This window comes from Ruegeria sp. PrR005, assembly GCF_010500245.1.
Lineage (GTDB): Bacteria > Pseudomonadota > Alphaproteobacteria > Rhodobacterales > Rhodobacteraceae > Ruegeria_B > Ruegeria_B marisflavi.
In genome coordinates, this window is the sequence record NZ_JAAGOX010000002.1 from 75,678 (window position 1) to 94,796 (window position 19,119).

At 61.9% G+C, this 19,119-nt stretch carries 20 protein-coding genes; 14 read left to right on the top strand and 6 right to left on the bottom strand.

What is annotated here, in order from left to right; genetic code table 11:
- Positions 1 to 6 precede the first annotated feature (6 nt).
- The 4 genes from G0P99_RS01325 to nbaC all read right to left on the bottom strand — a co-directional run bounded on the left by G0P99_RS01325 (position 7) and on the right by nbaC (position 3,447).
- Positions 7 to 1,266, bottom strand: a complete 1,260-nt coding sequence (locus tag G0P99_RS01325) for a TRAP transporter large permease (protein WP_164126990.1) — start codon at positions 1,264 to 1,266, stop codon at positions 7 to 9.
- The gene (locus tag G0P99_RS01330; protein WP_164126991.1) at positions 1,263 to 1,805 is read right to left on the bottom strand and encodes a TRAP transporter small permease; all 543 of its coding nucleotides are present in this window, start codon (positions 1,803 to 1,805) and stop codon (positions 1,263 to 1,265) included. The genes G0P99_RS01325 and G0P99_RS01330 overlap by 4 nt, the downstream gene beginning before the upstream one ends.
- 67 nt (positions 1,806 to 1,872) lie before the next feature.
- The gene (locus G0P99_RS01335) at positions 1,873 to 2,856 is read right to left on the bottom strand and encodes a TRAP transporter substrate-binding protein (protein WP_164126992.1); all 984 of its coding nucleotides are present in this window, start codon (positions 2,854 to 2,856) and stop codon (positions 1,873 to 1,875) included.
- A 48-nt stretch (positions 2,857 to 2,904) separates the two neighbouring features.
- Positions 2,905 to 3,447: a 3-hydroxyanthranilate 3,4-dioxygenase gene (gene nbaC, locus G0P99_RS01340; RefSeq protein ID WP_164126993.1), complete on the bottom strand. Its 543-nt coding sequence runs from the start codon at positions 3,445 to 3,447 to the stop codon at positions 2,905 to 2,907.
- Between the two features lie 312 nt (positions 3,448 to 3,759).
- Here nbaC and G0P99_RS01345 point away from each other — a divergent pair, with 312 nt between their 5' ends.
- From G0P99_RS01345 to G0P99_RS01360, 4 genes are all read left to right on the top strand, one after another.
- Positions 3,760 to 4,392: a cupin domain-containing protein gene (locus G0P99_RS01345; RefSeq protein WP_164126994.1), complete on the top strand. Its 633-nt coding sequence runs from the start codon at positions 3,760 to 3,762 to the stop codon at positions 4,390 to 4,392.
- 179 nt (positions 4,393 to 4,571) lie between these two features.
- Positions 4,572 to 5,906, top strand: a complete 1,335-nt coding sequence (locus G0P99_RS01350) for an NAD(P)-dependent oxidoreductase (protein WP_164126995.1) — start codon at positions 4,572 to 4,574, stop codon at positions 5,904 to 5,906.
- Positions 5,907 to 5,948: 42 nt separating this feature from the next.
- Positions 5,949 to 7,253, top strand: a complete 1,305-nt coding sequence (gene preA / locus G0P99_RS01355) for an NAD-dependent dihydropyrimidine dehydrogenase subunit PreA (RefSeq protein ID WP_164126996.1) — start codon at positions 5,949 to 5,951, stop codon at positions 7,251 to 7,253.
- A gap of 100 nt (positions 7,254 to 7,353) precedes the next feature.
- Positions 7,354 to 8,625: an MFS transporter gene (locus G0P99_RS01360; protein WP_164126997.1), complete on the top strand. Its 1,272-nt coding sequence runs from the start codon at positions 7,354 to 7,356 to the stop codon at positions 8,623 to 8,625.
- On the opposite strand, the gene G0P99_RS01365 is transcribed toward G0P99_RS01360, so the two are convergent.
- Entirely contained in the window at positions 8,606 to 9,223 is a 618-nt protein-coding gene (locus tag G0P99_RS01365; RefSeq protein ID WP_164126998.1) for a TetR/AcrR family transcriptional regulator, read from the bottom strand. The genes G0P99_RS01360 and G0P99_RS01365 overlap by 20 nt on opposite strands.
- A gap of 162 nt (positions 9,224 to 9,385) precedes the next feature.
- On the opposite strand from G0P99_RS01365, the gene G0P99_RS01370 reads away from it, so the two are divergent.
- The 3 genes from G0P99_RS01370 to hydA all read left to right on the top strand — a co-directional run bounded on the left by G0P99_RS01370 (position 9,386) and on the right by hydA (position 12,488).
- Positions 9,386 to 10,636: a Zn-dependent hydrolase gene (locus G0P99_RS01370; RefSeq protein WP_164126999.1), complete on the top strand. Its 1,251-nt coding sequence runs from the start codon at positions 9,386 to 9,388 to the stop codon at positions 10,634 to 10,636.
- Between the two features lie 76 nt (positions 10,637 to 10,712).
- Positions 10,713 to 11,009 (top strand): hypothetical protein, encoded by a 297-nt coding sequence (locus G0P99_RS01375; protein WP_164127000.1) that lies wholly within the window; start codon positions 10,713 to 10,715, stop codon positions 11,007 to 11,009.
- Between the two features lie 24 nt (positions 11,010 to 11,033).
- Positions 11,034 to 12,488 carry a dihydropyrimidinase gene (hydA, locus tag G0P99_RS01380; protein WP_164127001.1) on the top strand — a complete coding sequence of 485 codons (1,455 nt, stop codon included), beginning with the start codon at positions 11,034 to 11,036 and terminating at the stop codon, positions 12,486 to 12,488.
- Between the two features lie 5 nt (positions 12,489 to 12,493).
- On the opposite strand, the gene G0P99_RS01385 is transcribed toward hydA, so the two are convergent.
- Positions 12,494 to 12,907 carry a cupin domain-containing protein gene (locus G0P99_RS01385; protein WP_164127002.1) on the bottom strand — a complete coding sequence of 138 codons (414 nt, stop codon included), beginning with the start codon at positions 12,905 to 12,907 and terminating at the stop codon, positions 12,494 to 12,496.
- 32 nt (positions 12,908 to 12,939) lie between these two features.
- On the opposite strand from G0P99_RS01385, the gene G0P99_RS01390 reads away from it, so the two are divergent.
- From G0P99_RS01390 to G0P99_RS01420, 7 genes are all read left to right on the top strand, one after another.
- Positions 12,940 to 13,743, top strand: coding sequence for an ABC transporter ATP-binding protein (locus G0P99_RS01390; RefSeq protein ID WP_164127003.1), 804 nt, complete (start codon positions 12,940 to 12,942; stop codon positions 13,741 to 13,743).
- An 84-nt stretch (positions 13,744 to 13,827) separates the two neighbouring features.
- Positions 13,828 to 14,742, top strand: coding sequence for an ABC transporter permease (locus G0P99_RS01395; RefSeq protein WP_164127004.1), 915 nt, complete (start codon positions 13,828 to 13,830; stop codon positions 14,740 to 14,742).
- Complete coding sequence (locus tag G0P99_RS01400) at positions 14,742 to 15,587, top strand: ABC transporter permease (RefSeq protein WP_164127005.1); 846 nt, start codon at positions 14,742 to 14,744, stop codon at positions 15,585 to 15,587. Before G0P99_RS01395 ends, G0P99_RS01400 begins: the two co-directional genes overlap by 1 nt.
- A 72-nt stretch (positions 15,588 to 15,659) precedes the next feature.
- Positions 15,660 to 16,646 (top strand): ABC transporter substrate-binding protein, encoded by a 987-nt coding sequence (locus G0P99_RS01405; protein ID WP_164127006.1) that lies wholly within the window; start codon positions 15,660 to 15,662, stop codon positions 16,644 to 16,646.
- 169 nt (positions 16,647 to 16,815) lie between these two features.
- On the top strand, positions 16,816 to 17,532 hold the full coding sequence (locus G0P99_RS01410; protein ID WP_164127007.1) for an ABC transporter permease: 717 nt from the start codon (positions 16,816 to 16,818) through the stop codon (positions 17,530 to 17,532).
- Entirely contained in the window at positions 17,525 to 18,259 is a 735-nt protein-coding gene (locus tag G0P99_RS01415; RefSeq protein WP_164127008.1) for an ATP-binding cassette domain-containing protein, read from the top strand. The genes G0P99_RS01410 and G0P99_RS01415 overlap by 8 nt, the downstream gene beginning before the upstream one ends.
- A gap of 19 nt (positions 18,260 to 18,278) precedes the next feature.
- Positions 18,279 to 19,097 (top strand): substrate-binding domain-containing protein, encoded by an 819-nt coding sequence (locus tag G0P99_RS01420; protein ID WP_164127009.1) that lies wholly within the window; start codon positions 18,279 to 18,281, stop codon positions 19,095 to 19,097.
- The last annotated feature ends 22 nt before the right edge of the window (positions 19,098 to 19,119 follow it).

Consider the following 19,119-nt stretch of genomic DNA (forward strand, 5'->3'; position numbering starts at 1 on the left):
AGGCGGTCAGATCAATGCGATGCTGAGGATCGGGAAGTAACTCAGCAAGATCAGCACCGCCGTGACCGCCAGCAGAAAGGGCCAGAGTGCGGCGAAGATGGTGAAAGGCCGCACGCCCGACATGGCGGATGCGATATAGAGACCGACGCCCACCGGCGGCGTCAGCAGCCCGAGAACAAGGTTCAGGCTGATCACCACGCCGAACTGATAGGGGCTGATGCCATAGCTGTTCATCGCGATGGGCAGCAGGATCGGTGTGATCAGGATCAGCGCCGCGATCCCGTCTATCAGCATGCCGACGAACAGCAGGCACAGGTTGACGATCAGCAGGAAGGTGAACGGGTCCGAAGTCACGGTGGTCAGGAACGCCGCCAGCTTCTGCGGCAGCTCTTCGTAGATCACCACCCAGCCAAACACATTCGCTGCCGCGATCATGAAGATCACCAGCGAGGAATTGGTGGCGGTGCGGACGAACATGGCGCCCAGATCGCGGATATGGATCTCGCGATAGATCAGCCAGCCGACGGCAAAGGCGATGAGCGAGGCCACCGCAGCGCTTTCTGTGGGCGTGGCGATGCCAAAGAGGATACCGCCGACGATGGCCAGCGGGATCAGAAAGGCGGGCAGGGCATCGCGCAGGGCGCGCAGCGCCTGCGGCATGGTCATCCAGTCGCCCTTGGGAAACTCCTGCCACAATCCGATCAGGGCCACGACGACAAAGAACGATCCAGCCATGATCAGGCCGGGGATGATCCCGGCGATGAACAGATCACCAATCGGCAATTGCGCCAGAACGCCATAGATCACAAACAGCATCGACGGCGGAATGACCGGAGCCAGCAACCCGCCAGCAGCGGTGGTGGCGGCGGCGAAACCGGGGTCATAGCCCTCTTCCTTCATTGCGGGCACCATGGCCCGGCTCATCACCGCGATCTGGCTGGCCGCCGATCCGATGATCGCGGCCATGAACATATTGGCCAGCAGGTTGATATAGGCCATCCCGCCCCGAAACCCGCCGACAAAAACGCGTGCGGCACGCACCAGCCGCTGGGTCATGCCGCCTTCGTTCATCAGTTCTCCGGTCAGGATGAACAGCGGAATGGCAAGCAGCCCGTAATTTTCGACGCCTGCGAACATCTGCTGGGCGAAACTGTCATAAAGCACCAGATTGCCGCTGTCATAGATGTACCACAGTGCAGTCAGCGCCAGTACCAGTGCGATGGGGACCGAACCGAACAGGAGCAGGGCGAAAAGAACGGGGGTCATCTCTGGTTCTCCGGCTGGGTGTCCGGGTCGGGGTGGAACAGGTTCGCAAAGGAATGCAGCAGCAATCCAAAGGTGAAGAGCGGGATCACCAGCCAGACCCAGACCTTCTTCAGGCCGATTGTATTGGTGGGTTCGGCATAGATGAAGTTGAAGGTCTGCCCCTGGAACAGTTTTGCATCCCATCCTGCCCGCATGAGTTCGAGCGGCATGAACCATCGCAGGCAGATCCAGACCATCAGGCAGGCAAAGAGGAACAACACCATGTCGACGGCACGCCCAAGCAGCCGTCGTAGCGGGGCTGTCAGAACCTCGTTCACAATCGTGACGGAAATGGCACTGCGAAAATGCACGGCGGCAGAGGCTGCCAGAAAGGTCATCCAGACCATGGCATAGATCGCCGCCTCGTCGACCCAATAGATCGCGTTACCGGCGGCCCGGGTCGTTACGTTCAGCAGGATCAGCCCGGTCACGGACGCGGCCAGCATCGCGGCGCAAAAGATCTCGACCCTGGCCCAGAAACGGGATGCTCGATACAGCATGTGCCTGCCTGTTTGTTTGCGCGAAACGGGCCAGTCAGGGACCGGCCCGTTTGCTGTGTCGCTTGGGTTATTGGGTGTCCGCAGCGGTCTTGCGCAGATCAGTCAGGGACGGGGCCTTGGCGGTCCAGGTTGCCTCCCATTGCGCGATTGCCTCGCCAAAGAATTCGGAATCCACGGTCTTGAACGTCTTACCGACCTTGGTCAGGGCGTCGGTCCATTCCGGTTCCTTGGCGATATAGACGTCCAGCGTGCTGTCCACATGCTTGGCCATCAGTTCCGAGATCATCGCCTTGTCGTCATCGCTGAGACCGGCATAGACCCGGGCCGAAATCAGCCCAACCATCGGGAACATCATGTGGTTCGAGATCAGGATTGTGTCGGCATGTTCGTGGTACTTCAGAACGTTGATCAGCTCGACATCCATGTCGATGGCATCGACCTGGCCATTGGCCAGCGCATCATAGACCGCCGGCAGCGGCATCGGCGTGGGCGCCGCACCCAGCGCATTGTAGAAATCGAGGATCGGGTCAAAGGGGGTGATGCGCAGCTTCAGCCCCTTGAGGTCAGCGGCCGAGTTGACTGGGCCACGGCTCAGAATCTGGCGCATGCCCGCGCTGCCATAGCCTACGCCAACGACGCCGGCCTCTTGCGGCAGGACGTCCAGCATCCCCTTGGCGGTGTCCGACCGCAAGATGGCGGCGGCATGACCGATGTCATTTGCAAGGTAGGGTGCATAGAACGCGCCCATGTTCGGAACCCGGTTCGAGACCTCGGCAATCGTCATGAACGCCATGTCCAGCGCGCCGGTCTGCAACTGTTGCAGCATCTGCGCTTCGTTGCCCAGCTGCTGCGCCGGGAACACCGAAACGCTGTGGGCGCCGCCGGATTTCTCGGCCAGTTCGGCGCCGAACGCCTCGGCCGCCTTGGTCCAGGTATGGGGCGGCGGGGTGATCAGGCCAAGGCGAAACTCCTTGGCGGCGGCGGGTAATGCGCCCAGAACCAGCGCAGCACATGCGATACCCTGGGCCAGACCCTTGAAGCTGATTGTCATTGTTGTCTCCCTGTTAGAATCGTTGTTTTTGGGCAGTTTAATCCGGGTTTATAGTTTCACCCAACCCTCGGGTGGCTCTTTGCCCGGATGGAGTTCTCCGCAATTGGGGCAGGTGCGCGCGGCCGTGTCGGCGTAGAATGTCTGGTAGACCGGCGGCAGGTCTCGCACGATGCTTTCCAGCACAAGCTCAGCCCGGTGGACCAGGCTGCCGCAACCGAAACAATACCACTCAATGGCGTCATGGGCGCCTTCGGGGCGCTTGGGTTCGATCACCAGCCCGATAGAGCCTTCTTGCGGGCGCTGCGGCGAGTGGCGCACATGCGGCGGCAACAGGAAAATGTCGCCCTCGCGGATCGGCACGTCATAGAACTCGCCGCCTTCGTAGAGTTTCAGCACCATGTCGCCCTTGAGCTGGTAGAAGAATTCCTCGACCGGGTCGTCATGATAATCGGTGCGCTTGTTGGGGCCGCCGACCACGGTCACCATCAGATCCGCGTCTTCCCAGACCTGCTGATTGCCAACGGGCGGTTTCAGCAGATGTTTGTGTTCGTCGATCCATTTCTGGAAATTGAAGGCGCTCAGCCGTGCCATCGGGTGTTCCTCCTCACCGATACTGCCCTTTGCGGGCCTGTTTCAGCGTCGGGTCGGGCAGGGCCACAAGACAAGGAATTTGTCCGAATGCCGCTATCGAAAATCGCGATAGCAGCCTTGTCTGGGGTAAGGTAGGTGATGGTGCGGCAAATTTGCTTCATGTATGAAATTTTAAGCTTAAAGAAAGGCTCTGTGTCAAGAGCCTTGCCCGCAGGCAGGCATTGGGCGCTTGATCACCTCTGTGTGAACATGCTTTTTTCGACCGAGCAGCGCGCCAGATCGAGCAGCAAGAGAGCAAGCAGGAGACACCCCATGCGGATCAACGCGGATTTCAGTCAGCGCTCGGCGGTACATTTCGATCTGACGGAATGGGTGCCATCACCCGCGCCGGGGGTCGAGCGCAAGATGCTGGACCGGATCGGGGCCGAGGTGGCGCGGGCCACCACCATTGTGCGTTTTGCGCCGGGCAGCGCCTTTGCCGCCCATACCCATGACGGGGGAGAGGAGTATCTAGTGCTGGACGGTGTGTTCCAGGACGAATTGGGCGATTTTCCGGTTGGCTCTTATGTGCGTAACCCGCCGACCTCGTCCCATACACCTGCAACCGAGCCGGGGGCGACCATTCTGGTCAAGCTGCATCAGTTCGATCCTGCGGACCGGACCGAGGTCCGGCGTTCTATCATCGGCAAAAGCGACGAGACGCTTTTTGCCGATGCGCATGAAGAGGTGCGGTTGGAAAGCTGGGTGGCAGGCGCGCGGGTGATGCGCGATCTTCCCGGTGGCATCGAGGTCTTCGTGCTGGAGGGCGGGTTTCAGGAAGGTGGCGAGACGTTCTCCCGCTGGGACTGGCTGCGCCTGCCGCCCGGCGCGCGGCTTGATCTGACCGTGGGCGAGGAGGGAGCGCGTGTCTGGGTGAAATCCGGCCACCTCGCCGGAATGGTCTGACATCCTTGCGGCAGGCGGCAACAATTTTCGCTGAAAATTCTTGCACTCAGCCTTGCGGACCCGGGCGATTTCGCCCGGGTTTTTCATTTTTGACCGAAAGATAAATTTTACCAGTTGATAAAATTTATGGATGTGGCAAGCTCATCCCAATAACAAACATATCTTCAGGGAGAAGAGCGATGGCACAGGGCCAGATGGCTCCCGGCATTGTCGCCGGGCGGCTTTCCAGCGACGAACTTGCCGCGAATTTCGACGATCTGCATCCGGCCTATGCGCCGCATGAGGCGGCGGTGGCAGCGGATCGCTGCTATTTCTGTTATGATGCGCCGTGCCAGACGGCCTGTCCGACCGAGATCGACATTCCACTGTTCATCCGTCAGATCCAGACCGGCCATCCCGAGGCCGCGGCGCGCACCATTCTGGAGCAGAACATCCTGGGCGGCATGTGCGCCCGCGTTTGTCCCACTGAAACGCTCTGCGAAGAGGCCTGCGTGCGAGAGGCGGCCGAGGGCAAGCCGGTCGAGATCGGGCGGCTGCAACGCTATGCCACTGACACGCTGATGGCGCGCGGCGTGCATCCCTTTACCCGTGCGGCGCCCAGTGGCAAGCGCGTGGCGGTTGTTGGCGCGGGGCCTGCAGGTCTTGCCTGCGCGCATCGTCTGGCGATGCTGGGTCATGACGTGGTCATCCACGAGGCGCGGCCCAAGGCTGGCGGGCTGAACGAATTTGGCATTGCCGCCTACAAGGCGACCGGCGGATTTGCCGGGGCCGAGGTGGACTGGCTGCTCAAGATTGGCGGCATCACTGTAGAGCAGGGCTCGGCGCTGGGGCAGGGTCTTACGCTCGATGCGCTGCGCGCTGACTATGATGCGGTGTTCCTGTCCATCGGTTTAGCCGGAGTGAACGCCCTGCGTGCGGCGGGCGAGGATAAGGAAGGCGTGCGCGACGCGGTTGATTTCATCGCCGAACTGCGCCAGGCGGGCGATCTGTCGGCACTGCCGGTGGGACGCAACGTGGTGGTGATCGGCGGCGGCATGACCGCGATCGACGCCGCTGTGCAATCAAAACTGCTGGGCGCCGAGAACGTGACCGTTGCCTATCGCCGCTCGCGTGCCGAAATGGGGGCGAGCCGCTTCGAACAGGACCTGGCCGCCTCCAAGGGCGTCAGGCTGATGTTCAACGTGATGCCGGTGGCGGTGCATGGTAACAGGTCTGCGGTCGAGATCGAGCTGGAATACACCACCAGCGCGGGCGGCTCGGTGACCGGCACCGGAGAGACCGTGCGCCTGGCCGCCGATCAGGTGTTCAAGGCCATCGGCCAGACGCTGAAAGGCGCACCCGAGGGGCTGGAACTGGACGGGCGCAAGATCAGGGTCGACGGATCGGGTCGCACCTCGGTTCCCGGGGTCTGGGCCGGGGGCGACTGTGCCAGCGGCGGCGAGGACTTGACCGTGACCGCCGTGGCCGAAGGCCGAGACGCGGCCATGGACATCCACACCCAGCTGAGCGCGTGACACCGAACAACGATGCGAAAGCACATCAGGGAGGCCGTATAAATGGCTGATTTGAAGACTAACTTTCTGGGTATCGAAAGCCCGAACCCGTTCTGGCTGGCCTCGGCGCCACCGACCGACAAGGAATACAACGTCCGCCGCGCCTTTGAGGCCGGATGGGGCGGCGTCGTGTGGAAGACGCTCGGCTCCGAAGGGCCGCCGGTGGTGAACGTGAATGGACCGCGCTATGGTGCCATTTATGGCGCTGACCGACGGCTCTTGGGCCTCAACAATATCGAGCTGATCACCGACCGCCCGCTGGAAACCAACTTGGAAGAGATCGCGCGGGTCAAGGCGGATTATCCCGACCGGGCGGTGATCGTGTCGATCATGGTGCCCTGCGAGGAAGCGGAGTGGAAATCGATCCTCCCGCGGGTGGCTGAAACCGGGGCCGATGGTATCGAGCTCAATTTCGGCTGCCCGCATGGGATGAGCGAGCGCGGCATGGGCGCGGCGGTGGGCCAGGTGCCCGAATATATCGAGATGGTCACCCGCTGGTGCAAGACCTATTACGACAAGCCGGTGATCGTGAAACTGACGCCCAATATCACCGATATCCGCTATCCGGCGCGGGCCGCCAGGAATGGTGGGGCGGATGCGGTTTCTCTTATCAATACAATCAGTTCCATCACCTCTGTAAACCTGGACAACTTCAGCCCCGAGCCGTCAATCGACGGCAAGGGCAGCCATGGCGGGTATTGCGGGCCGGCGGTGAAACCGATCGCGATGAACATGGTGGCCGAGATCGCGCGCGACCCGGAAACCCGGGGTCTGCCGATCAGCGGGATCGGCGGCGTGACCACCTGGCGCGACGCGGCCGAGTTCATGAGCCTCGGCTGCGGCACGGTGCAGGTCTGCACCGCCGCGATGACCTATGGCTTCCGCGTGGTGGAAGAGATGAAATCCGGTCTCAGCCAGTGGATGGACGAGAAAGGCTATTCCAGCGTCAACGATTTCGTCGGGCGCGCGGTGCCGAATGTGACAGACTGGCAGTATCTGAACCTGAACTACGTCGCCAAGGCCAAGATCGACCAGGATCAGTGCATCAAATGCGGGCGCTGCTATGCCGCCTGCGAGGATACCTCGCACCAGGCGATTTCCATGTCCGAGGATCGGGTGTTCGAGGTGATGGATGACGAATGCGTCGCCTGCAATCTCTGCGTCGATGTCTGCCCGATCGACGGCTGTATCTCAATGGTGGCGATGCAGCCGGGCGAAACTGACCCGCGAACCGGCAAAGTGGTGCAGGCCGATTATTCCAACTGGACTACACATCCGAACAACCCGATGGCGCGCGCGGCGGAGTAATCTGCAAGAGAAGAGGCGGCTTGTCTCTTCCGGCGCCACTTGATTAAATTGATCTCAGGGGCGGCCCAATCGGCCGCCCTTGGCTTTCGGAGACCTGTTCATGGTACGTCAGTTGCTGCCAGTCAGCGCCCTGTTGCTGGGTTCGGCCCTGCTGCTGTTTGCCGGGGGCATGAACGGTCTGATTCTGCCGATCAGAGGAACGCAGGAAGGGTTCAGCGCGGCGGCGCTGGGTCTGCTCGGCACCGGCTGGGCTTTGGGTTATGTCGCGGGCTGCTTCTATACGCCCCGGCTGGTGGGCAAGGTCGGGCATGTGCGCGCCTTCAGCGTGATGTCGGGTTTCGCTGCCGTCGCTGTGTTGCTGTCGTTGCTGCTCTTGACCCCCTGGACCTGGATACCCCTGCGCGCGATGTCGGGCTTCTGTTTTGCCGGGGCGGCAATGATCGTCGAAAGCTGGCTGAGCGAACGGGCTGAGCCGAGCACGCGCGGCCGTATCTTTGGCCTCTACACGATGGTGAACCTCGGCGCGTCGACCGCCGGTCAACTGGTGCTGACGATGGGCGACACCTCGGGGTTTCTGTTCTTCGTGTTGCCCGCGATCTTTTACTGTCTGGCACTGATGCCGACGGCGATGTCGTCCAAAGCGGTGCCCAAACCGCTGGTCAGCGTGCGGCTCGACCTGATGGCGCTCTGGCGCAACTCGCCCGTGGCGGTGATCGGTGTGCTCTGCGTGGGCGTATCGAACAGCGCTTTTGGCACGCTGTCGGCGGTCTATGCAAATGGCATCGGCCTGGCGCTCGCGACCGTGGCGCTGTTCGCCAGTCTGCCGGTGTTGGCGGGTGCAGTATCGCAGATTCCGATCGGCTGGCTGTCTGATCGGCTGGACCGGCGCGCGGTTCTGATCGGTGTGGCGGCCCTGGCACTGGCGGTCGATATGGTCTTCATCGCGCTGTCGCCCGAGTCGCGGATGCTGAACCTGGTGCTGGCCTCGCTTTTCGGCGCGGCGATCTATGCCATGTATCCGATCATCATAGCCCATGCCAACGACCATGCCGCAACGGATCAGGCGATCCAGGTCAGTGGCGGTTTGTTGATGCTCTACGGGGTCGGCGCGATTCTGGGGCCGTTGTTTGCAGGGTTCGGCATGGAAACACTTGGCAGCGCCGGATTGTTCATGACCTCTGCCGGGGCGCATGTGCTGCTGATCCTGTTCGCGGGCCTGCGCATCCTGCTGCGCGCGCCTGTGGCCGAGGCCGACAAGTCGAGCTTTGTTCCTAGTCCAGCAGCCCGCGCGACGACGCCCGAAACCGCAGCACTGGCGAGCGCCGAGTCTGATGAGGTTGAGGAGGAGGTGCCTAGTTCGGATGCGGGCTGAGCAGCCGCCGATAGAGTGTGTCGAGGAACACGTCGGCACCGTCGAACGGGTCTTCGTCCCCCAGCACGGCGCGCACCTGCACATCGAAATCCGCATAATGCTGGGTCAGCGACCAGATCGAGAACAGCAGGTGATAGGGGTGCACACGGGCGATCCGGCCCGCGTCCATCCAGCTTTCGAGCAGGGCCACCTTGTCATCGACCAGCGCCTTCAGATCCTCGCTCAATGCCTGATAAATGCGCGGCGCACCCTGAACGATTTCATTGGCGAAAAGGCGGCTTTCACGGGGATAGTCGCGGCTCATTTCCAGCTTGCGATGAACGTAGGCGAGTAATTCGGTCAAAGGCTCGCCGCTGTCATCGAGCGCGCGCAGGGGATCGAGCCAGGTATCGAGAAGTTCGGCCAGAAGCGCCTCGTGCATCGCCTCTTTCGACGGGAAATAATAGAGCAGGTTGGGTTTGCTCAATCCGGCCTCTGTCGCGATCTGGTCCACCGTCGCCCCGCGGAACCCATGCGCTGAAAACACGTTCAACGCGGCCTCCAGAATGGCTGCGCGGTTTTTCTTCTGGATACGGGTCGGCGCGCGGTCCTGCGGCATGATCTGCTGATTTTTCCTTCGCTTGGCCGTCGAAGTGACGGAATCTTGCAGTGGAACTCGGCTATTTCTTGACTGGTGTCAAACCCGTGATAGCGTGAGTTTGACCAGTTGGTCAAATAGCTAGGCCAGCAAGAACGCAAAGCAAGCAACAGGGGAACAGGTATGGCGGCTCCGGCACAGAATCTCAGAATCAACGGTGACCGGTTGTGGGACAGTCTGATGGAGATGGCCAAGATCGGCCCTGGTGTGGCGGGAGGTAACAACCGCCAGACCCTGACGGACGAAGATGGCGAAGGGCGCGCGCTGTTCCAGAAATGGTGCGAGGCTGCGGGCTGTTCCATGGGGCTCGACCAGATGGGCAACATGTTCGCCATGCGACCGGGCACCGATCCAGAGGCGCTGCCGGTCTATGTGGGCTCGCATCTGGATACTCAGCCCACGGGCGGCAAATATGACGGGGTGCTGGGCGTGCTGGCGGGGCTTGAAGTGATCCGCACCCTGAACGATCTGGGCATCCGCACCAAACACCCCATCGTCGCCACCAACTGGTCCAACGAGGAGGGCACGCGCTTTGCCCCCGCTATGCTCAGCTCTGGCGTGTTTGCCGGCATGCACACGCAGGACTGGGCCTATGCGCGCACCGATGCCGAAGGAAAGAGCTTTGGTGACGAGCTGTCGCGGATCGGCTGGCGTGGCGAGGAAAAGGTGGGCGCGCGCAGGATGCATGCGTTCTTCGAGCTGCATATCGAACAGGGGCCGATTCTTGAGGCCGAGGGCAAGGATATCGGCGTTGTCACCCATGGCCAGGGGCTGAGCTGGACCCAGGTCACGATCACCGGCAAGGACGCGCATACCGGCTCGACCCCGATGCCGATGCGGCGCAACGCGGGGCTGGGTATGGCGCGGCTGCTGGAAAAGGTGGACGAAATTGCGCTGAGCCATGCGCCCCACGCGGTGGGGGCGGCGGGCCATATCGACGTCTATCCCAACTCGCGCAACGTGATCCCGGGCAAGGTGGTGTTCACGGTGGATTTCCGCAGCCCCGAGCTGTCGGTGATCGAGGATATGGAGGCGCGGCTGCGCGTCGAGGGCGAGAGGATCGCCGATGCGATGGGGCTGGAGATCGCCTTTGAGAAGGTGGGCGGCTTCGATCCGGTGGCCTTTGACGAAGGCTGTGTCTCGGCCATTCGTAACGCGGCTGAACGGCTGGGATACAGCCATATGAACATCATCTCGGGCGCGGGACACGATGCCTGCTGGATCAACCGGGTGGCACCGACGGCCATGGTGATGTGTCCCTGCGTGGACGGGCTGAGCCATAACGAGGCCGAAGAGATATCGAAGGAATGGGCTGCGGCCGGGGCCGACGTTTTGTTCCATGCGGTGGTCGAGACGGCGGAAATCGTGGAGTGATTGGGGGCCAGCCCCCAAACCCCCGCAGTATTTGAGGCGAAGCGAAGGACAAGGGATGGTGCCGGACACAGCCACAATGCGCAAACGGATAAGGGCGGCGATCGAGGCCGATCTTTCGGACGCGCCATTGGATGCGGTGGGCCGGGCCACGCTGCGCGATTTCGCGGCCTTGCGGCAAGAGCCGGAGGCGGTGGAGGTTCAGTTCAGTGGCGGCGTGATGGGGCAAGGTTGGGCGGTCACGCGGCCGAATGGCCCCTACCTGGTCGTCTACCTGCCGCAGGCGGGATGTTTCTCGCTTTGTGTCGAGGGGCCGTTCGGGCCGCTCGATATCGGGGTGCATGGCAATGCGATCGGCTGTTTCGGGTCGGTCTGACAAGAAAACAGGGAGTTCAAGAAAATGAACACAGTCATCAGGAACGGCACCGTTGTGACCGCCGATCTGACTTATAAGGCCGATGTGCTGATCGATGGTGGCGTGATCACCGAAATCGGTGCGGGGTTGAAGGGTGACACCGAGCTGGACGCCACCGGTTGTTACGTGATGCCCGGCGGTATCGACCCGCACGTGCATCTGGAAATGCCCTTCATGGGCACCTACTCCAGCGACGATTTCGAGTCCGGCACCCGTGCCGGGCTGGCGGGCGGCACCACAATGGTGGTGGATTTCTGCCTGCCCAACCAGGGTGAGAGCCTGCTGGACGCGATCAAGCGCTGGGACAACAAATCGACCCGCGCCAATTGCGACTATTCCTTCCACATGGCGGTGACCTGGTGGGGCGAGCAGGTCTTCAACGACATGAAGACCGTGATCGACACCCGAGGCATCAACACGTTCAAGCATTTCCTTGCTTACAAAGGCGCGCTGATGGTGAACGATGACGAGCTGTTTGCCTCGTTCAATCGACTGGCCGAACTGGGCGGGATTGCTATGGTTCATGCCGAAAACGGCGATGTGGTGGCCGAGATGACGGCCAAGCTGCTGGCTGCGGGCAATACCGGCCCCGAGGCGCATGCCTATTCACGCCCCTCTCAGGTCGAGGGCGAGGCCACCAACCGCGCCATCATGATCGCCGATATGGCCGGCGTGCCGCTTTATGTGGTGCATACCTCGTGCGAAGAGGCGCATGAGGCGATCCGGCGTGCGCGGATGCAAGGCAAGCGCGTCTGGGGTGAACCGCTGATCCAGCACCTGACACTGGACGAGAGCGAGTATTTCCACCCCGACTGGGACCATGCCGCCCGCCGCGTGATGTCGCCGCCCTTCCGCAACAAGCAGCATCAGGACAGCCTGTGGGCAGGTCTGCAATCGGGCTCGCTGAGCGTGGTGGCGACCGATCACTGCGCCTTTACCACCGAGCAGAAACGTTATGGCGTGGGTGATTTTTCCAAGATCCCCAACGGCACCGGTGGGCTGGAGGACCGGATGCCGATGCTGTGGACCCATGGGGTGGCGACCGGTCGCCTGACGCCCAACGAGTTTGTGGCGGTCACATCAACAAACATTGCCAAGATATTGAATTGCTATCCAAAAAAGGGAGCGGTTCTGGTGGGCGCCGATGCCGATCTGGTGGTCTGGGATCCGGAAAAGTCCAAGACGATCAGCGCGGGCAGCCAGCAATCGGCGATTGATTACAACGTGTTCGAGGGCAAGGAGGTCAAGGGCCTGCCGCGCTTTACCCTGACGCGTGGCCAGGTGGCGGTGCATGACGGCGAGATTCGCACCCAGGAGGGCCATGGCAAGTTCGTGGCGCGCGAGGCGAATACGCCGGTGAACCGTGCGCTGAGCAGCTGGAAAGAGCTGACCGCGCCACGCCCGGTCCAGCGCAGCGGTATTCCGGCGACGGGGGTCTGATGCGCCTATTCGGGCACAAGCGCGTCCAGGTCGGGCAGGAGAACGACGCTCTCCTGCTCGTGCGGATCGGTGCGGGCCAGGATGGCGACCGCCTCGGTCTGGCCGGTGTTGATCGGCAGGTGCGGCACACCGGCGGGGATATAGATCAGATCACCGGCATTGGTTTCCATCCGGTGTTCCAGGGCCGGTCCCCAGTACATGATCGCCGACCCCTCGATCACATAGATCGCGGTCTCGTGGTCGGCGTGCAGATGGGCCTTGGCCCGGCCACCCGGCGGAATACGCAACATGTGCATGCAAATGGATTGGGCGCCGGTCGTCTCGCGCGCGATCCCTTGAAAATAATTGAACCCCTGTTTGCCGGCATAGGTTTCGCCAAGGCGGAGTTTTTGGCAGGTTTCTGGCATCTGATCGGGCATCGCTCGGGGGTCTCCAACAGGACAATGACACTATGAATGGGACAGGGCAGCAGCCGGAGTTGTCAAGCGTGGTTTCGGCCAAGGGGCTGGATCTGACGTTTCAGACCAATGATGGGCCGGTTCACGCGCTCAAGGACGTGAACCTGGAAATCAACAAGGGCGATTTCGTCAGTTTTATCGGGCCGTCAGGTTGTGGTAAGACAACGTTCCTGCGGTGCATCGCGGCGCTCGAGACACCGACGGGCGGCAGCCTGACGGTGAACGGGATGACACCTGACGAAGCGCGGCGCAAGCGCGCCTATGGCTATGTGTTCCAGGCGGCGGGGCTGTATCCTTGGCGCACCATCGCCAAGAATATCAAACTGCCGCTCGAAATCATGGGCTACTCCCGGCAAGAGCAGGATGAACGGGTGAGGAAAGTTCTGGAACTTGTTGATCTTGCTGGATTTGGCGGCAAGTTTCCCTGGCAGCTCTCTGGCGGGATGCAACAGCGGGCGAGTATCGCGCGGGCGCTGGCCTTTGACGCTGATATCCTGCTGATGGACGAACCGTTCGGGGCGTTGGACGAGATTGTGCGTGACCACCTAAATGAACAATTGCTGGCGCTTTGGGCGCGGACGGGCAAGACGATCGGCTTTGTCACCCATTCAATTCCCGAGGCGGTTTATCTGAGTACCCGCATCGTGGTGATGAGCCCACGACCGGGCCGGATCACCGATGTGATCGAAAGCCCGCTGCCCAAGGAGCGGCCGCTCGACATTCGCGACAGCGCCGAGTTCATCGAAGTGGCGCATCGGGTGCGCGAGGGGCTCAGGGCAGGACACGCCGATGAGTGAGCGGGGTTCAAGTATCAAGGCGGGGTGGACAAGAAATCCCCATGACTTTTCTCCGCCCGTGACAGGTCGGGCCGGAGGTGCGCCATGAAACAGATAATGGCTGTTTTGACCGTGGTCGCGACGCTGATCGGCCTTTGGTATCTCGCCTGCATTCCGATGAACATGCAAGGCGTTCTGGTCGAGGCCGAACGCGCGGGGGCGGAGGTAGCGCCGCCAGATGCTGCGGCGCGACGCGAGATGGGGGGCGTATCATTGGCATTGCGCAACGGGTTTGCCGTTCCGGCAACTTGGGCGCAGGAACGTCCCCGTCTGCCCGCGCCGCATCAGGTGGCGGTCGAGCTGTGGGACACCACGGTTCTGAAGAAGATCACGTCGAAGCGCAGCCTTGTCTATCACGGCTGGGTAACGCTGAGTGCCACGCTTTTGGGCTTTGGTATCGGCACTGTTTTGGGCGTGTTGCTGGCGGTGGGGATCGTGCACAGCCGTGTCATGGACATGTCGGTGATGCCCTGGGCCATTGTCAGTCAGACCATCCCGATCATCGCGCTGGCGCCGATGATCATCGTGGTGCTCTATTCGGTGGGCGTTCAGGGGATCATCCCCAAGGCGGTAATTTCGGCCTATCTGAGCTTCTTCCCGGTCGTGGTCGGCATGGTCAAGGGGCTGCGCAGCCCCGATGCGATGCAGCTCGACTTGCTCAGGACCTATAGCGCCTCGAAGGGCGAGACCTTTTGGAAACTGCGCCTGCCTGCGTCGATGCCCTATCTCTTTGCCTCGCTCAAGATCGGTATCGCCGCTTCGCTGGTCGGCGCCATCGTAGGCGAATTGCCCACTGGTGCGGTTTCCGGCCTCGGCGCGCGCCTGCTGGCAGGTAGTTACTATGGCCAGACCGTGCAGATCTGGTCGGCGCTTTTCGGCGCCGCGATCCTGGCGGCCTGCCTTGTCGGGCTGTTGGGGCTGATCGAGAAAACGGTGCTGAAACGGATGGGGATGGCCTGATGACGCTGGTTGCCTTTGCTCTTGTCCTCTGGGGGTTCGGCTGGTGGCTCAACACTCGGCTGGCCGAAGGGCCGCATTCCGACACCCGGGCCGTTAGGTTGGCAATTCCATTGATCTTTGGTGCAACCGTTCTGATCGTGTGGGAGCTGGTGGTGCGCGGATTGAACGTGCCGCTGGTGATCCTGCCCGCGCCGTCGCTGATTGCGGCCCGGTTTGCCGGGAGCCTCCCGATCCTTTGGGCCGATTTCGTGCAGACATTCGTCAAGGGGGCGCTGAGCGGTTATCTGATCGGCTGCGGTGCAGCCTTTCTGATGGCGGTGGCGGTGGACCGGTCCGATTTCCTGCGGCTGGGCCTGTTGCCGGTGGGCAATTTCGTGGCAGCCCTGCCCATCGTCGGCACCGCGCCGATCCTGGTGATGTGGTTCGGCTTCGACTGGCAGTCGAAGGCCGCCGTGGTAGTGGTGATGGTGTTCTTTCCCATGCTGGTCAATACAGTGGCGGGCCTGCGCGAGACCACGGCCATGCAGCGCGACCTTATGGAGACTTATGCCGCCAGCTACTGGCAGAGTTTCTTCAAGCTGCGTTTACCTGCGGCGATGCCGTTCATTTTCAACGGTTTGAAAATCTCGACCACATTGGCGCTGATCGGGGCAATCGTGGCCGAATTCTTCGGCTCGCCGACACTGGGCATGGGGTTCCGCATCTCGACCAGTGTCGGGCAACTGGCCCTGGACATGGTCTGGGCCGAAATCGTTGTGGCGGCGCTGGCGGGAACGCTGTTCTATGGGCTGGTGGCATTGATCGAACATCATGTCACCTTTTGGCACCCTTCGCAGAGACGCTAGGCTGACAGATATGCGACAAGATCCCGGACCGAACCGGGGCACAGAACTGAACAACCAACAAGGAGTGAAATCATGAAGAAACTGATGAATGGTGCGGCGCTTGCCCTGGCTCTGGCTGCAGGCCCGGCGCTGGCGGCCGATGAGGTCAAGCTGCAACTGCAATGGGTGACCCAAGCGCAGTTTGCGGGCTATTACGTGGCGCTGGACAAGGGGTTCTATGACGAGGAAGGGCTGGACGTGACCATCCTGCCCGGCGGCCCCGACATCGCCCCGCCGCAGGTGCTGGCCGGTGGTGGCGCCGATGCGATGCTGAACTGGATGCCCTCGGCACTGGCGGCGCGGGAAAAGGGCCTGCCGGTGGTGAATATCGCGCAACCCTTCAAAACTTCGGGCCTGATGCTGACCTGCTGGAAGGATACCGGCATTACCGGACCGCAGGATTTCAAGGGCAAGACCATCGGCGTCTGGTTCTTTGGCAATGAATACCCGTTCCTCAGCTGGATGAGCCAGGAGGGGATCAGCACCGATGGTGGCGCCGACGGGGTGACCGTGCTGAAACAGGGTTTCAACGTCGATCCGCTGCTTCAGCGTCAGGCCGACTGCATCTCGACCATGACCTATAACGAATACGGTCAGGTGCTGGATGCCGGTGTAAGCGAGGACGAGTTGGTCACCTTCAAATACGAAGACATGGGCGTCGCCACTCTTGAGGATGGCATCTATGTGCTCGAGGACAACCTCAAGGACGCGGGCTTCAAGGACAAGATGACCCGCTTTGTGCGCGCCTCGATGAAGGGCTGGAAATATGCCGAAGCCAACCCGGAAGAGGCCGCCGGCATCGTTCTGGACAATGACGCCACCGGTGCCCAGACCGAGGCGCATCAGGTCCGGATGATGGGCGAGATCGCCAAGCTGACCGCCGGTTCGAACGGCGCGCTGGACCCGGCCGATTTCGACCGTACCGTTGCCACATTGCTGGCGGGCGGCTCTGACCCTGTGATCACCAAGGCGCCCGAGGGCGCCTGGACGCACGAGATCACCGATGCGGCGCTGAAGTAACGCTTGAGGCCCTACGTCAGGGATTTACCCGGTTAGCGCGGTCCCTTTGGGACCGCGCTTTTTCGTGTCCGAATGTCGGTTTTGTTTGAGACGTCGAGGCGGAGCGTGGTACGCATTTAGTTGAAATTCATACGCCTGAGAGCAGAGAGATAGCATATCAGAGAAGATAATGCAGAATTTTGCGCAAGAAATGCAAACTGCCTTTGCCCTGATTCTGACCGGCGATTCCGAATTGCTAGGCATTGTCGGGTTGTCGCTGTGGGTGTCGCTGCTTGCGGTTCTGTTTGCGGCTCTGATCGGCATGCCGCTGGGCGCTGCGCTGGCGGTGGGTCGGTTTCCCGGCCGCCGTGCGCTGGTGGTATTGGTCAATGCGCTGATGGGGCTGCCGCCGGTGGTGGTGGGGCTGCTTGTCTATCTTATGTTGTCGCGCTCTGGCCCGCTTGGGGTGTTGCAACTGCTCTACACGCCAACCGCCATGATCATCGCGCAGGTGGCGCTGGTCACCCCGATCATCGCTGCGCTGACCCGGCAGGTGATCGAGATGCTGGATGCCGAATATGCCGAGCAGATGCGCAGCCTAGGCCTGTCGCGGCTGGCCACTGTTCCGGTCCTGTTGTGGGACGGTCGGGTGGCGCTGCTGACCGCGTTGCTGGCCGGTTTTGGGCGCGCCATTGCCGAGGTTGGCGCGGTGATCATCGTCGGAGGCAATATCAACCACGTCACCCGGGTGATGACCACGACAATCGCTCTGGAGACCTCCAAGGGAAATCTGGCGCTGGCCTTGGCATTGGGGACGGTCCTGATTGCCATTGCAGTCACTGTAAACGCGATGGTCAGCCTGCTCGGGCAGCAGTCCGAAGCGCAGGACGAGGTCCGGCATGCGTGATTTCTGCGGAGGACATGGTGTGCTGATCGAAGCCACGGGCCTGCGCTTGGTACGCGGCGACAAACTCCTTCTGGACATTGCGCATCTGCGGTTGGGCGGACCGGGGCCGACGGTGATCCTGGGGCCGAACGGTGCCGGAAAGAGCCTGCTGTTGCGCTGCTTGCACGGGCTGATTCGCGCGGATGCGGGGCAGGTTTTCCAGGACGGGTTGCCGTTGAACAAAGCCCAGCGGATGCGGCAGGCGATGGTCTTTCAGCGCCCGGTCCTGTTGCGCCGCTCGGTGGCGGCCAATCTCGACTTTGTGCTGCGAAGAAGGGGTTTGTCGCGCTCCGCGCGGCGAGAGCGGATCGCCGATTTACTGGCAACAGGCGGATTGAGCGGACGGGAGCGGCAATGGGCGCGCTCGCTGTCGGGGGGTGAGGCTCAGCGCCTCGCGATCCTCAGGGCGTTGGCGACCGAGCCGGATGTACTGTTCCTGGATGAACCGACCAGTGCGCTCGACCCCGGAGCCACCCAGGCGATCGAGGCCCTGGTGATGCGTGCCAGCGCCCAGGGGGTGCGCATCGTTATGGTGACCCATGACATCGGGCAGGCCAGGCGTCTGGCGCGGGACGTGGTGGTGATGATCGGCGGGCAGGTGGCCGAACACGGGGACGTGGAACGTGTGTTCGGCGATGCAACGCATGGAACGGTCCGACGCTTTCTAGCTGGCGACCTGATTTTCTGAACAAGACGGAGAGAACTCGATGTTCGAAACATGGATCAAGGCCTGCGCTGTTGCGCTGGCCATCGTTGGGGCAGGGACCGCACTAGCGGCCGAAGAGTTCATCGTGGTCCAGTCCACCACGTCGACGCAGAACTCGGGGCTTCTCGACCATATCCTTCCCGCGTTCGAGGCGGAAAGCGGGATCGAGGTGCGGGTCGTCGCCGTTGGGACCGGTCAGGCGATCAAGAATGCGACCAATGGCGATGGAGACGTGTTGTTGGTGCATGCAAAAGCGGCGGAAGAGAAATTCGTGGCCGAAGGCTGGGGCGTTCAACGGTTCGACGTGATGTACAACGATTTCGTGCTGGTGGGCCCGGCAGCGGATCAGGCAGGTATCAAGGGGGGTGCGGATGTGGTCGCTGCGATGACCGTCATCGCCAAGGCGCAGGCGCCCTTTGCCTCGCGCGGCGATGACAGCGGTACGCACAAGGCGGAACTGCGCCACTGGACATCCGCCGGCGTGGATGTCGCCGCCGCTTCGGGCGGCTGGTATCGCGAAACCGGATCGGGGATGGGCGCAACGCTGAACCTGGCCGCCGGCATGGGTGCCTATGCGCTGACCGACCGCGCGACCTGGATCGCCTTTGCCAACAAAGGCGACCTTGAGATCATGGTCGAAGGCGACACGCGGCTTTTCAACCAGTATGGCGTGATCCTGGTGAACCCGGAGAAGCACCCGGGCGTCAAGGCAATAGCCGGTCAAAGGTTTATCGACTGGCTGATCGGGCCAGAGGGCCAAGCCGCGATCGCATCCTATACACTGGACGGGCAGCAATTGTTCTTTCCCAACGCCAGGTAAGAAGACCGCGCGGAGCGCGGGA

Excerpts from the sequence above, each read along its gene's own strand:
- G0P99_RS01325 (WP_164126990.1), bottom strand. The coding sequence starts at position 1,266 with ATGACCCCCGTTCTTTTCGCCCTGCTCCTGTTCGGTTCGGTCCCCATC.
- G0P99_RS01330 (WP_164126991.1), bottom strand. The coding sequence starts at position 1,805 with ATGCTGTATCGAGCATCCCGTTTCTGGGCCAGGGTCGAGATCTTTTGC.
- G0P99_RS01335 (WP_164126992.1), bottom strand. The coding sequence starts at position 2,856 with ATGACAATCAGCTTCAAGGGTCTGGCCCAGGGTATCGCATGTGCTGCG.
- nbaC (WP_164126993.1), bottom strand. The coding sequence starts at position 3,447 with ATGGCACGGCTGAGCGCCTTCAATTTCCAGAAATGGATCGACGAACAC.
- G0P99_RS01345 (WP_164126994.1), top strand. The coding sequence starts at position 3,760 with ATGCGGATCAACGCGGATTTCAGTCAGCGCTCGGCGGTACATTTCGAT.
- G0P99_RS01350 (WP_164126995.1), top strand. The coding sequence starts at position 4,572 with ATGGCACAGGGCCAGATGGCTCCCGGCATTGTCGCCGGGCGGCTTTCC.
- preA (WP_164126996.1), top strand. The coding sequence starts at position 5,949 with ATGGCTGATTTGAAGACTAACTTTCTGGGTATCGAAAGCCCGAACCCG.
- G0P99_RS01360 (WP_164126997.1), top strand. The coding sequence starts at position 7,354 with ATGGTACGTCAGTTGCTGCCAGTCAGCGCCCTGTTGCTGGGTTCGGCC.
- G0P99_RS01365 (WP_164126998.1), bottom strand. The coding sequence starts at position 9,223 with ATGCCGCAGGACCGCGCGCCGACCCGTATCCAGAAGAAAAACCGCGCA.
- G0P99_RS01370 (WP_164126999.1), top strand. The coding sequence starts at position 9,386 with ATGGCGGCTCCGGCACAGAATCTCAGAATCAACGGTGACCGGTTGTGG.
- G0P99_RS01375 (WP_164127000.1), top strand. The coding sequence starts at position 10,713 with ATGCGCAAACGGATAAGGGCGGCGATCGAGGCCGATCTTTCGGACGCG.
- hydA (WP_164127001.1), top strand. The coding sequence starts at position 11,034 with ATGAACACAGTCATCAGGAACGGCACCGTTGTGACCGCCGATCTGACT.
- G0P99_RS01385 (WP_164127002.1), bottom strand. The coding sequence starts at position 12,907 with ATGCCCGATCAGATGCCAGAAACCTGCCAAAAACTCCGCCTTGGCGAA.
- G0P99_RS01390 (WP_164127003.1), top strand. The coding sequence starts at position 12,940 with ATGAATGGGACAGGGCAGCAGCCGGAGTTGTCAAGCGTGGTTTCGGCC.
- G0P99_RS01395 (WP_164127004.1), top strand. The coding sequence starts at position 13,828 with ATGAAACAGATAATGGCTGTTTTGACCGTGGTCGCGACGCTGATCGGC.
- G0P99_RS01400 (WP_164127005.1), top strand. The coding sequence starts at position 14,742 with ATGACGCTGGTTGCCTTTGCTCTTGTCCTCTGGGGGTTCGGCTGGTGG.
- G0P99_RS01405 (WP_164127006.1), top strand. The coding sequence starts at position 15,660 with ATGAAGAAACTGATGAATGGTGCGGCGCTTGCCCTGGCTCTGGCTGCA.
- G0P99_RS01410 (WP_164127007.1), top strand. The coding sequence starts at position 16,816 with ATGCAGAATTTTGCGCAAGAAATGCAAACTGCCTTTGCCCTGATTCTG.
- G0P99_RS01415 (WP_164127008.1), top strand. The coding sequence starts at position 17,525 with ATGCGTGATTTCTGCGGAGGACATGGTGTGCTGATCGAAGCCACGGGC.
- G0P99_RS01420 (WP_164127009.1), top strand. The coding sequence starts at position 18,279 with ATGTTCGAAACATGGATCAAGGCCTGCGCTGTTGCGCTGGCCATCGTT.